Source organism: Microcystis sp. 49638_E5 (assembly GCF_021300285.1).
Classification (GTDB): Bacteria; Cyanobacteriota; Cyanobacteriia; order Cyanobacteriales; family Microcystaceae; genus Microcystis; species Microcystis aeruginosa_C.
In genome coordinates this window covers 1-19,538 of record NZ_JAJTDH010000055.1, presented here as the reverse complement: position 1 = coordinate 19,538, position 19,538 = coordinate 1, and the positions used below count along the sequence as shown (strand labels likewise).

The 19,538-nt window shown below is 41.4% G+C and carries 26 protein-coding genes and 2 pseudogenes; 7 read left to right on the top strand and 21 right to left on the bottom strand.

The window, feature by feature from the left end; all coding sequences use genetic code 11:
- The first annotated feature begins 120 nt into the window (after positions 1-120).
- Positions 121-438, top strand: a complete 318-nt coding sequence (locus LW728_RS15395) for a polyhydroxyalkanoate biosynthesis repressor PhaR (RefSeq protein WP_104396203.1) — start codon at positions 121-123, stop codon at positions 436-438.
- A gap of 62 nt (positions 439-500) precedes the next feature.
- Here LW728_RS15395 and mnmE read toward each other — a convergent pair whose 3' ends face one another.
- Positions 501-1,874 carry a tRNA uridine-5-carboxymethylaminomethyl(34) synthesis GTPase MnmE gene (mnmE, locus tag LW728_RS15390; protein ID WP_287767191.1) on the bottom strand — a complete coding sequence of 458 codons (1,374 nt, stop codon included), beginning with the start codon at positions 1,872-1,874 and terminating at the stop codon, positions 501-503.
- A gap of 53 nt (positions 1,875-1,927) precedes the next feature.
- Here mnmE and LW728_RS15385 point away from each other — a divergent pair, with 53 nt between their 5' ends.
- Entirely contained in the window at positions 1,928-2,461 is a 534-nt protein-coding gene (locus LW728_RS15385) for a DUF2062 domain-containing protein (RefSeq protein ID WP_002803625.1), read from the top strand.
- 295 nt (positions 2,462-2,756) lie between these two features.
- Here the strand turns inward: LW728_RS15385 and LW728_RS15380 are convergent, their stop codons facing one another.
- The 17 genes and pseudogenes from LW728_RS15380 to LW728_RS15300 form a co-directional block, all read right to left on the bottom strand.
- Complete coding sequence (locus tag LW728_RS15380; RefSeq protein ID WP_287767190.1) at positions 2,757-3,155, bottom strand: HEPN domain-containing protein; 399 nt, start codon at positions 3,153-3,155, stop codon at positions 2,757-2,759.
- Positions 3,152-3,466, bottom strand: a complete 315-nt coding sequence (locus LW728_RS15375; RefSeq protein WP_002737075.1) for a nucleotidyltransferase domain-containing protein — start codon at positions 3,464-3,466, stop codon at positions 3,152-3,154. The genes LW728_RS15380 and LW728_RS15375 overlap by 4 nt, the downstream gene beginning before the upstream one ends.
- Before the next feature lie 600 nt (positions 3,467-4,066).
- Entirely contained in the window at positions 4,067-4,324 is a 258-nt protein-coding gene (locus tag LW728_RS15370) for a ParE family toxin-like protein (RefSeq protein WP_002737575.1), read from the bottom strand.
- On the bottom strand, positions 4,302-4,523 hold the full coding sequence (locus LW728_RS15365) for a hypothetical protein (RefSeq protein ID WP_002736659.1): 222 nt from the start codon (positions 4,521-4,523) through the stop codon (positions 4,302-4,304). The genes LW728_RS15370 and LW728_RS15365 overlap by 23 nt, the downstream gene beginning before the upstream one ends.
- A gap of 72 nt (positions 4,524-4,595) precedes the next feature.
- Positions 4,596-4,682, bottom strand: a pseudogene (locus LW728_RS23250) (tetratricopeptide repeat protein); the annotation flags it as partial.
- 150 nt (positions 4,683-4,832) lie between these two features.
- Positions 4,833-5,273, bottom strand: a complete 441-nt coding sequence (locus tag LW728_RS15355; RefSeq protein ID WP_002770066.1) for an HNH endonuclease — start codon at positions 5,271-5,273, stop codon at positions 4,833-4,835.
- 1 nt (position 5,274) lies between these two features.
- Entirely contained in the window at positions 5,275-5,532 is a 258-nt protein-coding gene (locus LW728_RS15350) for a hypothetical protein (RefSeq protein WP_072928049.1), read from the bottom strand.
- Positions 5,498-5,749 (bottom strand): hypothetical protein, encoded by a 252-nt coding sequence (locus LW728_RS15345; RefSeq protein ID WP_260441947.1) that lies wholly within the window; start codon positions 5,747-5,749, stop codon positions 5,498-5,500. The genes LW728_RS15350 and LW728_RS15345 overlap by 35 nt, the downstream gene beginning before the upstream one ends.
- A gap of 228 nt (positions 5,750-5,977) precedes the next feature.
- A complete protein-coding gene (locus LW728_RS15340; protein ID WP_287709538.1) occupies positions 5,978-7,006 on the bottom strand; it encodes a tetratricopeptide repeat protein in 1,029 nt (342 codons plus the stop codon).
- A gap of 39 nt (positions 7,007-7,045) precedes the next feature.
- Positions 7,046-8,566 (bottom strand): tetratricopeptide repeat protein, encoded by a 1,521-nt coding sequence (locus LW728_RS15335; protein WP_287669798.1) that lies wholly within the window; start codon positions 8,564-8,566, stop codon positions 7,046-7,048.
- Entirely contained in the window at positions 8,547-9,920 is a 1,374-nt protein-coding gene (locus tag LW728_RS15330) for an NB-ARC domain-containing protein (RefSeq protein ID WP_287669800.1), read from the bottom strand. The genes LW728_RS15335 and LW728_RS15330 overlap by 20 nt, the downstream gene beginning before the upstream one ends.
- Positions 9,921-9,937: 17 nt before the next feature.
- The gene (locus tag LW728_RS15325) at positions 9,938-10,582 is read right to left on the bottom strand and encodes a hypothetical protein (RefSeq protein WP_287767189.1); all 645 of its coding nucleotides are present in this window, start codon (positions 10,580-10,582) and stop codon (positions 9,938-9,940) included.
- The gene (locus tag LW728_RS15320) at positions 10,551-11,153 is read right to left on the bottom strand and encodes a DUF3782 domain-containing protein (RefSeq protein WP_110579307.1); all 603 of its coding nucleotides are present in this window, start codon (positions 11,151-11,153) and stop codon (positions 10,551-10,553) included. The genes LW728_RS15325 and LW728_RS15320 overlap by 32 nt, the downstream gene beginning before the upstream one ends.
- A 544-nt stretch (positions 11,154-11,697) precedes the next feature.
- Positions 11,698-11,868: pseudogene (locus LW728_RS15315) on the bottom strand (clan AA aspartic protease); the annotation flags it as partial.
- Positions 11,869-11,873: 5 nt separating this feature from the next.
- The gene (locus LW728_RS15310; RefSeq protein ID WP_024970721.1) at positions 11,874-12,149 is read right to left on the bottom strand and encodes a hypothetical protein; all 276 of its coding nucleotides are present in this window, start codon (positions 12,147-12,149) and stop codon (positions 11,874-11,876) included.
- Between the two features lie 315 nt (positions 12,150-12,464).
- On the bottom strand, positions 12,465-12,677 hold the full coding sequence (locus tag LW728_RS15305) for a type II toxin-antitoxin system HicA family toxin (protein WP_002791471.1): 213 nt from the start codon (positions 12,675-12,677) through the stop codon (positions 12,465-12,467).
- A gap of 2 nt (positions 12,678-12,679) precedes the next feature.
- Positions 12,680-12,877, bottom strand: coding sequence for a type II toxin-antitoxin system HicB family antitoxin (locus LW728_RS15300; RefSeq protein WP_002738180.1), 198 nt, complete (start codon positions 12,875-12,877; stop codon positions 12,680-12,682).
- A 199-nt stretch (positions 12,878-13,076) separates the two neighbouring features.
- On the opposite strand from LW728_RS15300, the gene LW728_RS15295 reads away from it, so the two are divergent.
- Positions 13,077-13,295, top strand: a complete 219-nt coding sequence (locus LW728_RS15295) for a hypothetical protein (RefSeq protein WP_002753442.1) — start codon at positions 13,077-13,079, stop codon at positions 13,293-13,295.
- A complete protein-coding gene (locus LW728_RS15290) occupies positions 13,288-13,680 on the top strand; it encodes a pepsin/retropepsin-like aspartic protease family protein (RefSeq protein WP_002753443.1) in 393 nt (130 codons plus the stop codon). Before LW728_RS15295 ends, LW728_RS15290 begins: the two co-directional genes overlap by 8 nt.
- Positions 13,681-13,999: 319 nt before the next feature.
- Here LW728_RS15290 and LW728_RS15285 read toward each other — a convergent pair whose 3' ends face one another.
- Positions 14,000-14,590, bottom strand: coding sequence for a hypothetical protein (locus tag LW728_RS15285; protein ID WP_287767188.1), 591 nt, complete (start codon positions 14,588-14,590; stop codon positions 14,000-14,002).
- Positions 14,591-14,789: 199 nt separating this feature from the next.
- Here LW728_RS15285 and LW728_RS15280 point away from each other — a divergent pair, with 199 nt between their 5' ends.
- On the top strand, positions 14,790-15,233 hold the full coding sequence (locus tag LW728_RS15280; RefSeq protein ID WP_287767187.1) for a site-specific integrase: 444 nt from the start codon (positions 14,790-14,792) through the stop codon (positions 15,231-15,233).
- A 157-nt stretch (positions 15,234-15,390) separates the two neighbouring features.
- On the opposite strand, the gene LW728_RS15275 is transcribed toward LW728_RS15280, so the two are convergent.
- The gene (locus tag LW728_RS15275; RefSeq protein WP_002803408.1) at positions 15,391-16,245 is read right to left on the bottom strand and encodes a universal stress protein; all 855 of its coding nucleotides are present in this window, start codon (positions 16,243-16,245) and stop codon (positions 15,391-15,393) included.
- A gap of 501 nt (positions 16,246-16,746) precedes the next feature.
- Here LW728_RS15275 and LW728_RS15270 point away from each other — a divergent pair.
- A complete protein-coding gene (locus LW728_RS15270; RefSeq protein ID WP_287767186.1) occupies positions 16,747-17,724 on the top strand; it encodes an alpha/beta fold hydrolase in 978 nt (325 codons plus the stop codon).
- A gap of 254 nt (positions 17,725-17,978) precedes the next feature.
- On the opposite strand, the gene LW728_RS15265 is transcribed toward LW728_RS15270, so the two are convergent.
- Positions 17,979-18,617, bottom strand: coding sequence for a hypothetical protein (locus LW728_RS15265; protein ID WP_287767185.1), 639 nt, complete (start codon positions 18,615-18,617; stop codon positions 17,979-17,981).
- Between the two features lie 102 nt (positions 18,618-18,719).
- Here LW728_RS15265 and mnmA point away from each other — a divergent pair.
- The coding region (gene mnmA, locus LW728_RS15260) for a tRNA 2-thiouridine(34) synthase MnmA (protein WP_287767184.1) at positions 18,720-19,538 on the top strand (819 nt) is incomplete at its 3' end.

The window sequence follows — 19,538 nt, the reverse complement described above, 5'->3', positions numbered from 1 at the left end:
TATCTGAGTTCTCTAATTCTCAACAAGACTACAGTTAACCGCTCCTGAAAGAAAATTTTCTTAAAGCCTAGACTTGAGATAAAATTATATCCAACCAGATGCAGTATAGGAGTTGACCCAATGTCTAACGAAACTGTTACTTATTCCCTGGATGTCGTCCTTAAAGAAATTAAAGACAGTATCAAGGAAGTTAGCCAGAAATTCGATAAGATTGATGAACGGTTTGATCGATTAGATAATCGCTTAACAAAACTTGAGATAGGACAAGCAGATATCAAAGGGGATATTAAAGTTTTAGACGGGAAAATTGAAGGCATCGACAATCGGCTAAAATCAGTGGAAGGAACCCAAAAAAATCAGGTCTGGACATTGATTATCCTTTTGGGAAGTGCCATTATTACGGCCGCTTGGAAAGTCTTTTTTTCCAGTAATATCTGAGTTATACAATCCTCAACAAGACTACAGTTAACCCAACACAGTTGACCAGATTTCCTCATTGCTTATTTACCAATACAAAAACGGCTAAAAATGCGATCAAGTACCGATTCAGTCACTTCTTCGCCGGTAATTTCTCCTAAGGATTGAATGGCAGTACGCAGATCGATCGACCAAAAATCAAAAGGCAAATTTTCGTCAATTGTGTTTTTGACCTGTTGCAAAGCAATTTTCGCCCTAGTTAAAGCGGCCGCCTGTCGTTGATTAATGGCTAAATCCAAATTAGCCGCCTGTATTTCTTGATTTTGGACAGCATTAATAATAGTTTTTTCTAACTCTTCAATACCCTGATTTTGGGCGGCGGAAAGCTTGACAACTCGCTCAATTTCTGCTGGATAAATTACCGTTTCGGGATGAGCTAAATCAATTTTATTAATCACTAAAATTAATCGGCGATCGCTGACAGAGCGATAAATTTCCTCGTCTTCCTCGGTCCATCCTGACTCTGCGGAGACGGTTAAGAGAACTAAATCAGCAGACCGGGCCGTTTGGCGGGAACGTTCCACCCCAATTTGTTCGACTCGATCGCTGGCCGAGCGAATTCCAGCCGTATCGAGGACTTGTACGGGGATTCCTGCCACAACTAGCTGAGATTCGACGATATCGCGGGTAGTGCCGGGTAAATCGGTGACAATCGCTCGATCGCTCCGACTCCAAGCATTTAACAAACTGGATTTACCCACATTCGGCCGTCCCACGATCGCCACTTTCAGACCACTACGCAGCAATTCCCCGCGCTCGGCGGTGGCTAAAATTAAATTTACTTGACAAAAAACCTGTTCTATGCTATGGAGAACCGCCTCGTGATCCAAGGGCGGTAAATCCTCTTCAAAGTCAATACGGGCCTCAATTTCGGCCAAAATATCGAGACAGGTGGCACGCAAATGCCGAATCGGTTGCGCGAGTTTCCCCTGCAACCCAGCGAGGGCAAATTGTGCCGCTTGGGGAGAACGCGCCCCAACGAGATCGACGACGCTTTCGGCTTGAGTTAGGTCAATTCTGCCGTTAAGAAAGGCACGCAGGCTAAATTCCCCCGCTTGTGCCAAACGCGCCCCATTTTCTAGACATAACTGTAACACCTGTTGTACGGGCATAATGCCGCCATGACAGTGAAATTCCACCACATCCTCGCGGGTGAAAGAGCGAGGCGCTAACATGAGCAACAGCAAAGCTTCATCGATAATTGCCTGACTGTGGGGATGTCGGATATAACCGTAGAGAAGACGATGACTTTCCCAGGGTTGACGATTGCGGGTATGGAACAGCCTACGAGCGATCGCCACTGCCTCGCTACCGGATAAACGGACAATACCGATACTACCCTGTTCTGGAACGATCGCCGTAGCGATAGCGGCGATCGTATCCCCTGTGTTCAACATCTCTGAATCACTCCTTGCTAAAATTGAAGTCAGGATCAATTTTGTCAGCATTTATGCCCGAAAATATGCGCTCACGGTCATTAAAAGCGAAAAATAAAGGGAATAACCTAATTAATCGTCTGACGCGCTCCTGTCGCTACTGGTGGATTCGCTTGGTGCGATTGCAGGGACATCCGATCGAAATCGCTCGCGGGTTAGCGGTGGGGGTGTTTTCTGGGGCTTTTCCTTGGATGGGATTACAGATCATTATTGCGATTTTTTTAGCTTTCTGTGTGCGGGGCAATAAAATTGCGGCAGCGGCAGCCACTTGGGTGAGTAATCCTTTTACCTATATTCCCCTGTTTTTGTTTAATTATAAATTGGGAGAATTGTTTTTAGGTCAAGGAAATCAAGCGATCGATAGTCGTATTTTTGCCTCTAACCAAAGTTGGGCGGAAAATTGGGCAAGTTTGAGCGGTGAATTTTTATTAACGCTATTTTTTGGCAGTTTGATTACAGGTCTGTTGGCGAGCATTATCACTTATTTTGTTAGTTATCGTCTCCTCAGTCAATGGCATCACCGGCGACAAACAAGGAGAAAACGCTGATAAATTGTCACCGTTCGGGGGGGACAAAATCTGGTAATCTAAGAGGCATCGATGAGAAGCACCTACGGTAATCCCATAATAAGTCTAAACTGTTATTTGAATGATTGAATGAATACTATGATTGTGTTGTATTCAGCAAGTCTTCATCAATGATCAATTATAGTCCATCCCATAATCCCATCAATCACAGTTAAGACGATGGATGTGACTGTCGCATCATTTGTAAATTATTACGAATCATTTGTGTATTGAGATGCTCTTTACTTAATGTATTGTCATACAATACTTTTGTCATTTAATCAGCAGGAAGCAGGTCTGAAATTATATTTAAAAAATCTCTCACTTTTGCAATAAAAGGAAGAACTTGTAATTCATCAAAATCTGCAAAGTCTGTATAATCTGCTTCGAGACGGTATTCAAACAATTCGTTATAAACTGCACCAAAGTCTTTTGAAATAATTTCACTACGGATGTAGTTTTTGTTGAAGAGACTACGGACACCTGTATGTTTTGGAGATGAGAGATTATCGTAAGCAAGTAAAGCCGTAACAGCATAAAAGCAACTATAGTATAGACGATTGATGCAACTATTCCATCTTGCACCATAAGCAAGAGAACAAGAATCTTGATAGGCTTCCTCTGCACGATTTAAACGATACCTAATTAGTTGATCGTGAGGGGAATTTTTACTCATAGCATAATAGCTTCTTTGTTAACTGATTGCCAGAAAGGAGTAGTTTGTAATAAGGGATGTTCCCATTGATTTTTGCTGCGAACAATGGTACAAATAACTTCTTCTGTTTCCCATTCGATTTCATAAATTTGACGACGGATTTGAGATGTGCGAGTAGGGTTAGTGATCCCATCAACTAATACTAATATATCCCAATCAGAGTCTGGTTGAGCATCGTTTCGCGCCCGTGAACCATAAAGAAATATTTGCGCTTGTGGTTCGATCGCTTGTACTGCTTGTTTAATTTTATTGAGTAATAGTTGTTTGTCCATGATTTTTTATTACCTTTTTGTACTGCAAAACAATATTAACAATATAGTCCATCCCATAATCCCATAATAAGTCTAAACTGTTATTTGAATGATTGAATGAATACTATGATTGTGTTGTATTCAGCAAGTCTTCATCAATGATCAATTATAGTCCATCCCATGGTCAAATTGATCACAGTTAAGACGATGGATGTTGCTGTTGTCGCAGCGTTTGTAAGTTTTCCCGAATCTTAACAGTAGCAGGATGATTCTCCCCTAAAGCTTGCTCGGCAATTGCTAAAGCTTGTAAATAGAGGGGGTTCAGCTTCCGCGTACCTTCCTTGAGATTGGTAGAGTTTTGCTAAATTATTAAGATTTTCAGTGATATTGGGATAGTTATCGCCTTCAAAAATTTCTGGACAGTATTTTTTTTGATTTGCCAGAAATTCCTGTGAGGTATAGTCATTTCAGATAAGTCTGATACAGTCTAAACCGACAAAAGCCTTATGAACTCTGGGATTGATATTCTCAATCTTAATTGAAATGACTATAACTTCAGTAAAATCTTGGTGGATAATATTGCGAAATTCTTTAGGATCTAGCATGGTTAATTTTCTCCTTCTATTTAATTAACTCTTCATACTCATCATGAGAACCAATCCAAAACCAGTAATAATCTTCACCTTTTTTCAATGCTAAAGCTCTATAATTCTCAGTTATTCGGACTGACCAGACATTTTTCCCTACTTTCTTGAAATGTAATGATCGATGGAAAACATTACTAATCCAGAGACGATAGGCTTTTTTTGCCTGTTGCTTAATGTAGGGAGGTAAGTTGGCATAACATTGCCAAAAATCAGGAGTTGTTAAGGATTTCATCTAAAGGCTTAACTTGATTGTTACTGATATCATTGTTGACTTTTTGTAATAGTCGATCGAGTTTCCCTGATTCGAGATCGTTTTTTATCTGTTTGTCCCAACTATCATCAAGATAGTCTTGTAACCAAGCTGATAATTGATGGATTTCTTCGTCAGGCAACTGGAGAATCGCGGATTCAATATCTTTGAGTGTAGTCATGATTGTTTGGTTGATTGAAGGTGATTGTATTATTTTATATTGTTGTATTATCGGATGGGTTAATAACCCATCCTACGGGAGCGACTCTAAGTTTTCCCGAATCTTAACAGTAGTAGGATGATTCTCCCCTAAAGCTTGCTCGGCAATTGCTAAAGCTTGTAAATAGAGGGGTTCTGCTTCTGTGTACCTGCCTAAAAATAGTACAAATGCACCAAATTGTTGAGGGAAAGTGTCACATCAGGATGATTGTCTTCTAAGAGTCGTTTTTTCAATTCTAATGCTTGTGGAGAGAGAGGTTATGAAATAAATTTAAAGAAGTCTTTGTTTTGCAGAAACAGGTGGATATTTAGCAATTTCTATTAATAATTGTCGCTCTTGTAAGCGTTCTTTGTTATTGAAATCTAAAATTCTAGCTGTCACGTTACCAATATCAGTAATGGGTTGGATAAAAGCTTCTTTAAGTTGAAAATGTTCTTTCCACAAGTCTCGACGCGGGTTAAAAAAACGGACAAGTTCTCCAGTTTCCCAATTAATTGAGCCTAAATCTGTACCTTTTTGTAAATTGCAAAAAATACAGGCGTAGCACAAATTATCAGCCGAAGTTGCTCCCCCATGTTTAAAACTAATGATATGATCCACCTGACAGCCAGATACCCTATCAGAAGCAGAAATTAAGCAATATTCACAGAGAAAATCGGCACGTTCAGCAACTAATTTTCGCAATTCTAAACTAATGTAAGGTCGAGCCATTTTAGTTAGCTCCATTGAGATATTGGTGAGCTTTTGCTTTTGCTAGGGTCATAATATGTTCTAGCATTAAATAAGCATCGAGTTCCTGTTTTTCCTCTTGGGTAAGTTCATTATTTTTAGCGTTATAAATTAGGTCTTCTAGCCGATTTTGAGCGGTATCGGAAAGATGAAAGTTAATCACCGATTGGGGGGTGGTTCCCCTTGCGATTAGTTCAATAATTTCGTTATAGACTTTGATGGTTTGAGTTGTTGTATTCATGATGTTGTTTGAATTGAGTTTGTTTTAATCCTAAACGTTGATAAACCTCGGCGGAGGTCATTCCTTTCTTTCCTGCTTCGCGTCTTTGTTTTATTGCTAATAGGCGTTGTTTCACTTCTTCTTTAAGGGTTTTTCCTTCATCGGGATCACCAAAGTAAGATTCTAAGGTTTCGTCAATTGTGTTTTCAATTAACGCTTTTAATTCTTCGGAGTTCATGTCTTTAATTTGCATAGTTAAATTATCTGCTTTTTGTTATGGTTTATTACATTATAAGTCTAAACTATGATTGGAATGATTGAATGAATGAATACTATGATTGCTGTTGTCGCATCATTTGTAAATTTTTACGAGTCGTTGTTGTCTTTTAATATTCATTATTTACTGCATGGCTCTGTAATGTTTTTGTATTATAACATAATGGATTATTTCGGCTAAAGTAGTGTGTTAGGATTCTGGCTGTAGTTTTTTGTCAGAAATTTGGGAAAGCATTGAGAAGTAATTTGTAATAGCTATTTGCGTATTGGTATGGTTTGTATCGAAAGTTTGATTAGTGATAGTAATTGCTTTTCGATAAAGAGGTTCTGCTTCTTCGTATCTTCCTTGACTACGATAAAGTTCTGCCAGATTGTTGAGGCTTATTGCAATGTCAGGATGATTTACTCCTAATAAATTCTCTCTGATAGATAGAGATCGCTGATAGAGAGGTTCCGCCTCTTCATATTTCCCTTGGGCATAATAAAATGCAGCGATATTGTTGAGGCTTATTGCAATTTCAGGATGATTTATCCCTAATAAATTCTCTTTGATGGATAGAGATCGCTGATAAAGAGGTTCCGCTTCTTCGTATTTCCCTTGAAATACATAAAGTGCTGCCAGATTGTTGAGATTAGTGGCAACGTGGGGATGATTTTCTCCTAATTGTTTTTCCAAAATTATAAGAGATCTTATATAAAGAGATTCTGCTTCTTCGTGTTTCTCTTGGCTATAGTAAAGTTCAGCTAAATTGTTGAGGCTAATAGCAACAGAAGGATGCTCTGATCCTAATTGATTTTCACTAATAGCTAGTGATCGCTGATAAAGGAGTTCTGCTTCTTTGTATTTCTCTTGGTCACTGTAAAGTACTGCCAGATTATTAAGCGCAGTGGCTAAGGTAGAATGTGCATTGCCTATTCGTTGTTCTATTTGGTTAGGACATTGCTCAAAATAGGGACTTGCTTCACGATAGAGTCCTTGACCTTTATAAAAGCGACCCAAACCAACAAAAGGCCAAATTAAATCCTCATCATCCAGCCATTCGATTAAGTTATCGGTGGCAACCTTGATGTGTTCAATAGAAGGTTCAAAAATAGCAATATTTTCTAAAGTTGGTGTTTCAGGAATGATTTGAGAAATTTCAATCATTATCTTAACAAAGGCTCGTTTTAGTTGGTCTGCCTCGGTTTCTTGCTTAACTTTAACTAAAGTCTGTTGCATCATTATCACCTTATTTTTGTCAGTTAATTAGGAGATTCATTATTCATTATCTGCTGCTCTTTGTTCTTTTAGTGTCTTCAAACCATCTAGAACTTTTTGAGTATTGGGATGATTTTCGCCTACTGTTGCCATCAAAATCGCTAAGGCTCTTTGGTAGAAAGGTTCAGCTTCGTTGTATCGTCCTTGTGCTTGGTAAAGTTTTGCTAAATTATTGAGACTTTGAGCAACGTCAGGATGATTCTCTCCTAATTGTTTTTCCCAGATAGTCAGTGATCGCAGATAGAGAGGCTCCGCTTCTTCATATTTCCCTTGAAATACATAAAGTGCTGCCAGATTGTTGAGATTAGTGGCAACGTGGGGATGATTTTCTCCTAATTGTTTTTCCCAGATAGCAAGAGATCGCAGATAGAGAGGTTTGGCTTCTTCGTATTTCCCTTGAAAATTATAAAGTGATGCCAGAATGTTGAGACTAGAAGCAAAATAAGGATGCTCTTCCCCTAAAGCTTTTTTATCAATTTCAAGGCATCTCAAAAGTAGAGGTTCGGCTTCGTTGTATTTCCCTTGTAATTCATAAAGTCCCGCTAAATTGCTGAGAATAGTGGCAACATTAGGATGATCGGCTCCTAATTTCTGTTCTAAGAGCGAGAGCGATTGTTGTAAGAGGGGTTCGGCCTCACTGTATTTCTCTTGGGATTTGTAAAGTGATCCGAGATTATTAAGAGCATTGGCAACGTAAGGATGGTCAACTCCCAGTTGCTTCTCCCTAATCGAAAGCGATCGCACCAAGAGAGGTTCAGCCTCGTTGTACTTACCTTGGGATTTATAAAGGCTTGCTAGACCATTGAGACTGATGGCAAGTCTGGGATGATCAGCTTCCAGTTGCTTCTCCTGAATCGAGATCGCGCGTAAATAAAAGGGTTCGGCTTCGTTGTATTTACCTTGGAAATAATAAAGTGCTGCCAAGTTATTGAGAGTTTCAGCAACGTAAGGATCGTCAGTTCCCAGTTGCTTCTCTTGAATCGAGAGTGCGCGCAAATAAAGGGGTTCGGCTTCGCTGTATTTACCTTGAGATTCGTAAACTAATGCCAGACTGTTGAGAGTGTTAGCAACATCAAGATGGTCAGTTCCCAGTTGCTTCTCCCTAATCGAAAGCGATCGCACCAAAAGAGGTTCCGCTTCTGAATATTTCCCTTGAGATTCATAAAGGGAACCCAAATTATTAAGAGCACTGGTAACGGTGGGATGTTCATTGCCTAAACGCTGTTCAGTGATAGTTAAACACTGTTCAAGATAGGGAATTGCCTCTTTATAGAGTCCTTGTTCTCTATAAAATTTACTTAAACCATTAAAAGGCCAAAATAAATCTTCATCTTCTAGCCATTGATTTAAATCCTCTGTTGTAATTTTGAGGTGTTCAATTAACGGTTTAAATCTTGCAAGATCTTCTAATGTTAAGTCTTGTTTAATTTCTTGGGCAACTTCTGCCGTTACCTTAACAAAAGCTCGTTTCAGTTGATCAGCGTCAGTTTCTTGCTTAACTTTAACTAATGTTTGTGACATCTTCTTCTCCTTCTAATTTGCCTCTAAAAAACTCTCGAATTAAAGAATGTAAACGATAAGTCTGTAGATCAATATTTTGGCAGAGATGAAAACGGAGCAGTTTTGCCCTCGCCAATTCTAATTCATCAAGATCAAACTCGCCTTTTTCAGGATACATTAAATAATATTTTTGCTCAACTCGTTCTGCTAACTCCCAAGGAATCGGTGCATTAGCAAACAAACTTAATAATTTGCCCAAATGTTGACTCGACTCATCCAACAAATCCCAACTCAAATTAAAAGCAGATTCCACCCCTAACTTAGCCGTAGAAGTTCGAGTTTCTTCCTCAATTTCTAGAGCCTTATGTTTGAGAGCTTGACGTTTTTTCGCTTTTTCCTGTAAACGGAACAATAAAGTAGATAAAGATAAGTCTGGAACCTCATTCAAATAACGCCCCACTAACTCTAATCCTAATGGCAAAAACTCTAACCAGCGACAAAGCGTTTCCGCGATTTCTGGCTCTTTAATGATGCGTTCCTTGCCAATAATAAATTCTAATAACTCTAACGCATTTTCCAAACTCAAAACTTCTAAAGGGATTGTTTGAATCGGAGAACCAAACTTTAACCGCGTAGTCATCAAGACCTTAAAACGAGAATCTTTCGGCGGTAGGTAGGGTTCAATCATAGGATAATTGACCACATCATCCAAAATAATCAACACATTCCCTGATCGCCAATTACGCCAGCAAAAAGAAACCTGATCCTCAATTTTATCTATCCAATCAGGAATTTTAAGCTCGATTTTTGCCTTAGCAAAACTAACAATTTGAATACCAATATTGACATCTCTAGCAAATAACCAACATAAGCCACCCTGATAATCTTCTTGATGCAAATCAGCATACTGAATCGCCAGTTCTGTCTTCCCGACACCTCCCATCCCTGCGATCGCAGAAATCGCCACCACCTTATTTTGCTGTAACTGGTTATGTAGGGTAAGAAGTTCATCTTCCCGACCGACAAACTTAGTCACACCACTACGGGGAATATTCTCAGGAATACCTACAGGTTGCAATGACTTCAATAAATCCTCTAAAGCTTCTCGCAAAACCTCTTGCAAAGTCTCCCGATTAACATCATTTAAGTGAATCCCAATATTGGCAATTCCACCCGTCACCAAAGTTTGAAACCCCTTTGCATCTCCTTTGTTAATCTGAACTAACCGACGATCATCTTGAATTGCCTCAGTTAATTGTGAATTAGCATCAATGTTGGTTTTGACCAACGCCACCAATCGAGCGAGATCCGCTTGGGGATTATCTTGCAGGATTTCCGCCGTCAATTGGCAAAGTTCAGAAATTAGGTCAGTCATTGACAATAAGCCTCGATTTAAGTTTTAGGTTGTTGACCTTGGTTAATGTGAATCTCTCCAATATAGGCAGTTCCCCCCTCAACTTTTGTCTGCCAACCTTTAGCATTATCAGAATTATTTTGAATCATACTACTGTTATCCTGAATTTTACCCGCTTGGATTGTCTGCGCTAAAACTTTTAACTCTTTCGCAAAAGCAGGATCTTCATCCAAAATCACATCCAAATTTTTAGTCAAGGTTTCAACGGCTGTACTATCACCCCTCTCAACCTTAGCCAATGCTTCATCAACTTTAGGAGATTTTCCTGTTAAGCGAGTTTTGATTTTTTCCCATAAAATGGGAATCTTAGCCAAAGCTTCAGCCGTAAACCGTTTCGCTAAATCCCCCGTCCCAGACTTCACAAACTCTTGTACTGCTAAGGTGATAAGTAAACCTGCTGTTAATGGCTCAGTCATTTTTAAATTTTCCTCTAATAGTAATTCAAATTGGGTTTGAGACTCTAAACGTTTGGAGAAAAATAAAATCTCTAAATTTTCAATCTCTTCACTCTCATGGCTCTCTTGGATTTGGTGGGTAAAATGTATTCTAAGATATATTTCTCCTAGCGAGGGGGTGGAACGAAAGCTAAACCTACCAAACCCGGGGCGTAAACTCCGCATCATTTAAAATTATTACATTTTCCCCTGACTGCACCAACACAAACAAACCCTGACGACAAGCGTAACTCGCCACCTCATTGGGAACAATCATCGCTGCCACTGCTCCCAAAGCCTTTACATCTCGAAAACGAGGCATTAACCGCTTAAACTTCGCCAAACGTTGTAAATGCTCATCCACATCCCTTTGAGTTAACTTACTTTTGACCTCCACTAAAATGGCATCCGTATCATTCACTACCAATAGATCAATCTCTAAACCCTCATTATCCCGTTTTACCGAAATACCGGGGTGAAACTCATGCACATCAATGCCCCGCTCCTGAAACAGACGCACCACCGCAGGACGCACTTGCCACTCGACAAACTCTCCTAAACGATTGCCCAACTCCCCAATCTGCTTACTAACTCTGTTAATTTGCTTATCTGTTTCCTTGATTTGTTTATCCGTTTCTTTTTGAGCTTGGGATAACTCTTGTTGGGATTGGGATAACTCTTGTTGGGATTGGGATAACTCTTGTTGGGATTGGGCCAATTCCTTTAGTATTGCCCGAATGTCTTCAATAGTGGCTGTCATAATGAATTTTCTCAAGTTAAAATAAAATTTTCTCTATTATAGCCCGATCGCTTTTTCTCCCTTGAAGTAACCGTTCAGGGGGGGACAAAATCTGATAATCTAAAAAGACGTAGAAAAGAGCGGCTACTGTCAGAGAGTAGTATCCATGCCTCTAGGAAAGGCAGTTCTTCTCCTTCTCTGCTGCCCCAGGAGAGTCCTTCCACAGAGTCAATGCCACTGGCGGCTTGACATCCCCCCCCTGAACGGTTACAATAAAACCATATGCCTTATGTAGGTTAAAAGCTGGAATGGTGTAAGCCCGTTCGATAGATTATCTCTCTAGTCGGAGTGTTGGACTCAAACACTTGATCCCTAATTAGGTTGTTTTAGGTCACATCAAGAGTAATACTTTATTAGGTTTCTTACAGGAAATTTTAAAGGTTTGAGCCTTCGGTAAATCTTTCGAGGTAGCCTAGTTATCATATCTCAAAAATAGCTTGAGCGATTTTTTCAGGGGATTTTCCTAATCTAAAGTAATATCCTCTGATCGCACTTCTTAATGGGATCACAATGCTTTGATCTCAACGATGCCGCCCTCAACATTATCCACCTGCAATCGATAACCGTAGAGCATCGCCATTCCGAGCAACGGCTCTGTCTCTGATGCTGCGATATCAACCTCGCGATATTGCCCATCCCAAATGACTGTTGCAGTGTAAAAATCAAACAAGACTTCGTGTATCATGAATTCTTCTTTAAGCTCCGCGAACCAAAGTGATACACGGCAGGGTGTCCAATCCGAATTCCAAAAGGCTGGGCATCAGGGTTACGCTCAAATAGCCGATTGGTTGCAGCTACGACCGTTTCATCAACCTCAAAATCTCCGGTTTCGATGTCGATCGCGATAATTTTACCCTCATTACCCGCTTCGACTTGCTGCCGAATGCCAGACTCGTAGAGTTCTTTCCCCCGACGAGCCATCTCCTCTTTGCTGTAACGCCTTTGCCGAACTGTCATAGCCTTGCCCCATTGACTGCCTTCTCCATTTTAACCTCAACGATCTCGCTCTTTTGAATTGATAGGGTGTGTTTGGCAATCACTTAATCTTGGCGATCGATATGATGTAGCCTGTGTTAGCGTTAGCGTAACCCACGGATTTTGAACATTAGATAAGGTGCGTTCACTTCATTAACACACCCTACAAGATCGGCGTGCTGCTACGCAGTGCCTTCGGCATCGCACTCTGTTATGAGTTGATTGATGTTGGGTTTCCTTGCGTCAATCCAACCTACGGGCGAGGCGATCTGCTACGCAGTGCCTTTGGCATCGCACTCATAATAGTTTACGAAATTCTGCGACTGTCAAACCAGCATCTTGAACAATTCCACCCATTGTAAATGCCTTAATTGGATTGTGCCTTGGAAGAGCAACTTGACGCACCCCATCACTCAAGATGATATGTTTGCCTTGGCGAATGATCCGAAAGCCTACCTTCTCCAAGGCTCGCACTGCATCTAGGTGATTTACGCCAGGAATTCTAGGCATAGTTACACCTGCATTTCAATTTCACGAATTTCCCCATCTTGCAAGCGTTCTTCTAAGGCTGCAAGATACTCACGAATTGCATCTTGGATATTGGTTAATGCCTCTTCCTCAGTATCTCCCTCGGACCAACAACCGGGGAGCGCAGGAACGCCAACAGTAATTCCTTCTTCAGAACGATAAAGGACAATTTTGTATTTCATCATAAGTTCCTTCTAGATAGCACTCCATTTTAGCTTGATAGAATTATGGATGTGGGATCAAATTGTAGCAACACATGATGTGGTTCTTGTTACTCAGCACCGACCAACCTGATACGGTCGGTGTGCAACGGGATTGTTAGACCGTACCTCACAGATCGCTTATGATCAATTTATTCTCGCATATCTAGAAGTTTAAGCCATGTCACTCACTGAGTTAATTCTTCTGGTCAACAATCTGAGCCAGACAGACAAATTATCACTCTTCAAACTCCTAGCTGCACAAATCCCGGATGCTGAACTACAGGTTATCTTTTCCGCATCAGAGTATCCGATTTGGTCGCCCTACGATGCCACGGAAGCCGCCAATATTCTGATGCATATGATTCAGGATGACCGAGAGGCATCTACCCATGCCTAGTACAGTCGAATTTCCCCTTTCCGACGATGAAGCATTACCCACGATTCCCATCACTCTGAGTCATGCAGGCCTTTCTGTTTCTGCGAATGCCCTGCTGGATACCGGATCTACGGTCAATCTATTACCTTACGACATCGGGCCGCAATTGGGTGCAATTTGGGAGGAACAAACTGTCCGCTTGCCATTGGCCGGAAATCTTGCAAGGGTTGAAGCACGAGGGTTATTTGTGTATGTTCAAATTGGGAATTTGGAACCTGTTCGTCTAGCCTTTGCTTGGGCAAAAACCTCTCAGATACCCTTAATTCTTGGGCAAACGAACTTTTTTCGAGAATTTGATGTCTGTTTTCAACGATCGCGATGCACGATCGAAATTATCCGCTTCTAATAAGGGTGGTTTGATTGCTTACTGTCACCAGCCGAAAAAACCCTCCTTGAAGATGGAATGGGCTTTACCCCCCGCTGCTTAACCCGAACTGGGGTTAGATAAGGTGCGTTACATTTCATTAACGCACCCTACAAGATCGGTGATCGCACTTAATCTTGGCGATCGATATGATGTAGCCTGTGTTAGCGTTAGCGTAACGCACGGATTTTGAACATTAGATAAGGTGCGTTCACTTCGTTAACGCACCCTACAAGATCGGCGATCGCACTTTGCCCCCTTGCCATCATCTTTTATACCATCTTCACCGGGCATAGCGGATTCAGGTCACAGTCCTCTCCCACGAGAACGCACCTCTGTATTTATTATCTCGATCAGCTGCTCCGCTTATGTAACCTCTCCACTCAATCTCTCCATCAAAGTTCTTAATACCTAGGTGTTGCCTATATACATACTTTCCTGTTATCACAAATGGGATATGAGCAATAGGCTGACATCCTGCAGGCGCGCCATTATACGGAGTACCAAAACTAGCCGATAGATTAAAGCTTAAACCAGGATCACATTTCCGCACTCTGCAATACGATGTTGCGTTAGTAATGTAGCTGCCTTCTCCGTTCTTTTGCCCTCCAAACATCCATGCAATGTATATATCTATACTTAGAAGTAAATTAGCATCCCGGTTCATGAGCTGCTGCGCCTTAGATATACTTGTTAGGCTGCAAGAGTGAGTTTCTCCATCAGGTATCAAGTGCAACTCAGTTTTCTTCCACCCTTCCATTTCTTCCATAATTGCCCCCTGTGGTAAAGCATTGGTAAATGGGGGATTGCTCAACGAGACAACATTCTCAGAATTTTTAACTATCGTATACACAAGGTTACCACCTTGAATATAGGGTGTTGGATTGAACATATAAAATACAAAGAGTCAAAAAAGAATCAAAACAATCGAAGCTGTATAACTATATATTATGCGGAAATTTTCCGTATATCACGCCAAATACACATTTTTTTAAGAATCTTTCTGTATATTACGCTTAAATAGAGTGATCGTGAGAAGTTTTCCGTATAATATTACGATAAGCGTGTTATGCCGATTAGCTTACTCTGTGATGAACCCTCCCCCACCCCGAAAACTCCTAGACGTAGTGCGAGAGACGAGAGCCGCCCTACCGCGTTACTCCTACCGCACCGAACAAACATATCTGGACTGGATTAAGCGTTATCTGCTCTTCCATCAGAAAAAACATCCTCGTGAAATGGGGGAAGAAGAGATCAAGTCCTTTTTGACCCATCTTGCCGTTGACAAAAACGTTGCCGCCGCCACCCAAAACCAAGCCCTCAACGCCATCCTTTTCCTTTATCGGGAAGTTCTTAAAATTGAACTGGAAAATATCGGTGCATATTTACGGGCAAAAGGTCACAAACGCCTGCCCACCGTCCTCACCAAAAAAGTAAAAATGGCTGATGATTTTAGCGATCGCACAACAGACCGCGATCGCTGCCCAGGTCATTCTCAACCCACCAAAGTTAGGATTGCTCATCCAAGAAATTGAATCTCTTGAGAAGCAATTACTGAGCTTGCGGGTTGAGAGTCGAAGTTATCCCTTAAATGAGCTAATCGCCTTTAGCTCGGCTTTTATGACGATGAAAGCCATTGCCAGCAACTTAAACCAAATGAGTCAAGACTTACCTGCCTACACCCAATAGGGGCTAAATCCCTTCTTTTCTGGCTAAAAGGACGGGACAATTGACATTAACCCGCACATAATCCGAGAGGGAAGTACCGAGAAGGCGATCGAGATCTGGTAAACTCTTAGCCACGGAAGGACGGCGATCGGGCGAACCCAACAGTAAGAGATCGACATTATAATCATCGACGAGTTTGCAGAGTTGTTCCCCCGGTTTACCCCCCGTCACCACACAGCGATAGGGTATATTCATCCGTTTCGCTTTTGCCACTGCCGGCCCTATAATCGGGTTTTCTTCCATTTCTTTGGGGGAAGTGGGGGCAAATTCCGGTTTTAAGTCGGGGTTGACGCGGGCGAGAATTAACTCTGCTGAAGGATAATCCCGCAGGAGATAAATAGCCAGATCGAGAGCTAAATCAGCCGAGCTAGACTTATCGAGAGCTACCATCACCTTTTTGATTTTTTTGACGTAAATATCGTCTTTTACCAATAACATCGGGTGATTAGTCAGTTGAAAGACGTATTGACTGACGGAATTTTCTAGAATTGCCTCCAGTCGCTTCAGTCCTCGGGAACCCATCAGGATCAAGTCTGCACCGATTTCGTCGGCAACTTGACAGACGGTATCTTTGGGATCTCCTTGACGCAGAATCGTGGAAACTTTGCTCGGTTCAATTTTGACTTCTTGCAGGATTTTAGTCAGCATTTGGGTCCCTTCTTCCCATTTACTGGCCAGAGCTTCGGTGGTAATCTGAGGGGGAACAACCCGGAGAATGGTAATCGACGCTTTCCGGATAGCCGGGAGATCCATTAATGCTTGTAGCATTTCTTGGGTTTGACCTGTGCCGGAATCAGCGTATAGTATTTTCTCTAGCATAAGATTAAACTCGGTCTATGATCTTAATAGTTTTAGCCAATTTTCAGCATACTGCTAATGTTGTTCCCGAAATTTAACAACTTATTAAGCGCTTTTTCTTAGGTTAATGCGATGCCGAAGGCACTGCGTAGCAGCTCGCATTTGAGGGTATTTTAAGTATTTATGCTTAATTGACTAGAAATACTTGGCTCAAAATCATCGGGTAAAGCGTTCATTTGTATTATATTTTGGTTGCAATGCTGGCGCTCTCTTTTAATCACTGCTGCTGCTCACCATTGGCTCTCCCAGGTTTGGTGGGTAAAATGTATTCTAAAATACATTTCTCCTAGCGAGGGGGTGGAACGAACCACAAAGACACAAAGGACACAAAGATCGATCGATCCTATGTCAATTAAACTTATCACACAGAACCTAGAAGAGCCCACCATTTAATTGATGATTATTCATGGTTAATTCTCCAGCAACCAAGAGAATTTTTTTATTTTTACAAGAGGTGTAGTTATGTATTTATCAATTCGAGTAATTCTCCTAGTAGCGACGACAGTTTATCAGGCGATATCTGTTTGGTTAGAAGAACAAAAAGCACCGCCGGGTCATTTGATTAATCTGGGTCAATATCGCCTACATTTTTGTCTAGCGGGAGAGGCTAGTCCCACTATTATTATTGACCATAGTTTAGGGGGAATTGAGGGATATTTTTTGATAGAAGAATTGTCACAATTAGCTAGGGTTTGTATTTATGATCGAGCCGGTTATGGTTGGAGCGATCCTAGTCCATATCCGCGAACTAGCTACCAAATTGTTCAGGAATTAGATCAATTACTCACCCAAGCAAAAATAGAACCACCTTATATTTTAGTTGGTGATTCTTTTGGCAGTTATAATGTTCGACTGTATGCTCATCTGTTCCCAGAAAAAGTAGTAGGTTTGGTACTCACCGATGGTTTACACGACAAAGGAATGCTGAAAATGTCGCCAGCATTAAAGGCATTAAAATTATTTTTCATCTCTGGATTTTGTATGTCGATTATCGGCTCAATTTTAGGCATTATAAGAGTTATGAGAGTTCTGGGAGTTTTTGAATTATTAAAACCAGAATTGCGTCGCTTTTCCCCAGATTCTTGTGATCGAGTTAAGCGTTCTTTCTGTCGCGCTAAACACTGGATGACGATGAGTAGAGAAATGCTTAATCTCGACCAAAGCGCTCGTCAGGTGAGTAAGGCTAACAATTTCGGTAATTTACCGATAGTTAGTATTAAAGCTAATTCTTTTTTTAAACCTTCCCTTTGGACTCGCTTTATTCCCCTCAAAAGTGCCAACCAACTCCGGGAGGAGATGCACCTAGAATTAGGCAAGTTATCCAGAGATTTTATGGAAATACAAGCGGATAAAAGTGGCCATTTTATCTGGATGGATCAACCGGATGTGATCATCGATGCGGTCAGAATTTTGCTTGACAAAATTAACTCTATGTGCTAGGTAAGTAGTTGGACAAAAGTAAAGTTAACTGTGGGGTAAGGAGCCTGACGACCGACTGCTAACCCCACCAACAGACTTTTTGCCGCAAACCCTAATTAGGGTTTGCTGAATAAATCTAAAAACCTTGTTGGATAAAAATTTTAGACTTTTTTGATATCAAAAAGTGTCAGCCATTGGAGTGAACGGGGGGGAATAAAACCCCACACCCTACACCCCACACCCTACACCCCACCAACAGACTTTTTCAGCATACCCTAATTATTGAGGGTAATAATCTGAGCGCTAAAACCCTGTTTAGTTAAATCTTGTACCCGTTGTTTAGCTTGGTATTGTTGCTGAAATAACCCCACTTGAATAACATTTTCTCCCGCGCGGATAAATGCGAGGGGTTCAATTTCTTGAATTTTTGCCAACGCTTCCGCACTATTACTACTAACTTCCACGCGAAAGAGTTGATTAGCGGCAATAACCCGCTGCTGTGGTGCGGGGGGTTTATTGGCGCGATTTTGAGGTCTGGGTGCTGGTGGATTGACAGTTTGACGATTATGATTATTAACCACCGTAGCATCGGCAGGACGCACGGTAGCGGGAGCTTGAAAAACGTATTCTCTCAGGGGTTGATTACCGGAAACTGGGTCCGCCACCAGAGGACGAACTGAAGGAGAATTAACTGGGGGTAAATTTAAGGGTGAACATTGGGAACAATTAACAGCACTGGGACTGTCTGAACGTTTAGTTGGTTGTCTCACCGCCGGCGGTGGGGGCAAACGACGACCGGGATAAAGATTCTGGGCAAAAGATAAGTTTGCTTTTAGCAGCAGCGTTGCTTGAGCGATTATCCCGACTTTTAACCAAAATAAAGCCGAGAAAAACAGTAGGTTTGTTCTCATCATGCTGGTTTGTCCTCACACGAAATTTGGGTACACCATGTCCAAATTTTAAAGTAGGAGATGCTAGTCTAGAAAGTATATTGGTTAAAAATCATTACAAGATTTATGGGAAAAGTTGTTGTCGGTCTATCGGGGGGAGTAGATAGCTCTGTCGCCGCTGCCGCCTTACACGCTCAAGGTTATGATGTTATTGGCTTGACCCTGTGGTTAATGAAGGGTAAAGGTCAATGCTGCTCCGAGGGAATGGTGGATGCGGCCTTTATTTGTGAGCAGTTGGGGGTTCCCCATCATATCGTCGATAGTCGCGAGCTTTTCCAAAAAGAAATTATTGATTATCTAGTTTCCGGTTACGAAGCGGGAATCACACCGCTGCCCTGTTCTCAGTGCAATAAAGCGGTAAAATTTAGCCCGATGCTGCATTATGCCAGGGAAACCTTGCAAACGGACACTATTGCCACTGGTCACTACGCTAGAATTCGTTTTTCTCCTGAAAACAACCGTTATCAACTGCTGCGCGCCGTCGATAAAAATAAAGATCAATCCTATTTTCTCTATGATCTAACTCAAGATGTACTGCGTGGGACTTTATTTCCCTTGGGAGAACAAACCAAGGCAGAAACCCGCAGGATTGCCCAGGAATTCGGTTTAAAAACAGCAGATAAACCCGATAGTCAGGATTTATGCTTGATTGAAGCTCACGGAACTATGCGATCGTTCTTGGATAAGTATATCGCCGTTAGTGAGGGCGATATCGTCGATCTCGATGGCAAAGTTTTGGGTAAACATAGCGGTATCCATCATTATACGATCGGACAACGCAAAGGCATCGGCATCGCCGCCGCCGAACCTCTCTATGTGGTAAAACTTGATCCCGTCATGAATCGGGTTATCGTCGGTAATCGCGAAAGTGCCGTTAGTGCCGCT

Excerpts from the sequence above, each read along its gene's own strand:
- LW728_RS15375 (WP_002737075.1), bottom strand. The coding sequence starts at position 3,466 with ATGGACAAACAACTATTACTCAATAAAATTAAACAAGCAGTACAAGCG.
- LW728_RS15280 (WP_287767187.1), top strand. The coding sequence starts at position 14,790 with ATGAACCCTCCCCCACCCCGAAAACTCCTAGACGTAGTGCGAGAGACG.
- LW728_RS15270 (WP_287767186.1), top strand. The coding sequence starts at position 16,747 with ATGTATTTATCAATTCGAGTAATTCTCCTAGTAGCGACGACAGTTTAT.
- LW728_RS15305 (WP_002791471.1), bottom strand. The coding sequence starts at position 12,677 with ATGCCTAGAATTCCTGGCGTAAATCACCTAGATGCAGTGCGAGCCTTG.
- LW728_RS15325 (WP_287767189.1), bottom strand. The coding sequence starts at position 10,582 with ATGATGCGGAGTTTACGCCCCGGGTTTGGTAGGTTTAGCTTTCGTTCC.
- LW728_RS15365 (WP_002736659.1), bottom strand. The coding sequence starts at position 4,523 with ATGACTACACTCAAAGATATTGAATCCGCGATTCTCCAGTTGCCTGAC.
- LW728_RS15320 (WP_110579307.1), bottom strand. The coding sequence starts at position 11,153 with ATGACAGCCACTATTGAAGACATTCGGGCAATACTAAAGGAATTGGCC.
- LW728_RS15380 (WP_287767190.1), bottom strand. The coding sequence starts at position 3,155 with ATGAGTAAAAATTCCCCTCACGATCAACTAATTAGGTATCGTTTAAAT.
- LW728_RS15300 (WP_002738180.1), bottom strand. The coding sequence starts at position 12,877 with ATGAAATACAAAATTGTCCTTTATCGTTCTGAAGAAGGAATTACTGTT.
- LW728_RS15370 (WP_002737575.1), bottom strand. The coding sequence starts at position 4,324 with ATGAAATCCTTAACAACTCCTGATTTTTGGCAATGTTATGCCAACTTA.
- LW728_RS15290 (WP_002753443.1), top strand. The coding sequence starts at position 13,288 with ATGCCTAGTACAGTCGAATTTCCCCTTTCCGACGATGAAGCATTACCC.
- LW728_RS15265 (WP_287767185.1), bottom strand. The coding sequence starts at position 18,617 with ATGATGAGAACAAACCTACTGTTTTTCTCGGCTTTATTTTGGTTAAAA.
- LW728_RS15335 (WP_287669798.1), bottom strand. The coding sequence starts at position 8,566 with ATGTCACAAACATTAGTTAAAGTTAAGCAAGAAACTGACGCTGATCAA.
- LW728_RS15275 (WP_002803408.1), bottom strand. The coding sequence starts at position 16,245 with ATGCTAGAGAAAATACTATACGCTGATTCCGGCACAGGTCAAACCCAA.
- LW728_RS15355 (WP_002770066.1), bottom strand. The coding sequence starts at position 5,273 with ATGGCTCGACCTTACATTAGTTTAGAATTGCGAAAATTAGTTGCTGAA.
- LW728_RS15340 (WP_287709538.1), bottom strand. The coding sequence starts at position 7,006 with ATGCAACAGACTTTAGTTAAAGTTAAGCAAGAAACCGAGGCAGACCAA.
- LW728_RS15330 (WP_287669800.1), bottom strand. The coding sequence starts at position 9,920 with ATGACTGACCTAATTTCTGAACTTTGCCAATTGACGGCGGAAATCCTG.
- LW728_RS15285 (WP_287767188.1), bottom strand. The coding sequence starts at position 14,590 with ATGTTCAATCCAACACCCTATATTCAAGGTGGTAACCTTGTGTATACG.
- LW728_RS15350 (WP_072928049.1), bottom strand. The coding sequence starts at position 5,532 with ATGAATACAACAACTCAAACCATCAAAGTCTATAACGAAATTATTGAA.
- mnmE (WP_287767191.1), bottom strand. The coding sequence starts at position 1,874 with ATGTTGAACACAGGGGATACGATCGCCGCTATCGCTACGGCGATCGTT.
- LW728_RS15345 (WP_260441947.1), bottom strand. The coding sequence starts at position 5,749 with ATGAACTCCGAAGAATTAAAAGCGTTAATTGAAAACACAATTGACGAA.
- LW728_RS15310 (WP_024970721.1), bottom strand. The coding sequence starts at position 12,149 with ATGACAGTTCGGCAAAGGCGTTACAGCAAAGAGGAGATGGCTCGTCGG.
- LW728_RS15385 (WP_002803625.1), top strand. The coding sequence starts at position 1,928 with ATGCCCGAAAATATGCGCTCACGGTCATTAAAAGCGAAAAATAAAGGG.
- LW728_RS15295 (WP_002753442.1), top strand. The coding sequence starts at position 13,077 with ATGTCACTCACTGAGTTAATTCTTCTGGTCAACAATCTGAGCCAGACA.
- LW728_RS15395 (WP_104396203.1), top strand. The coding sequence starts at position 121 with ATGTCTAACGAAACTGTTACTTATTCCCTGGATGTCGTCCTTAAAGAA.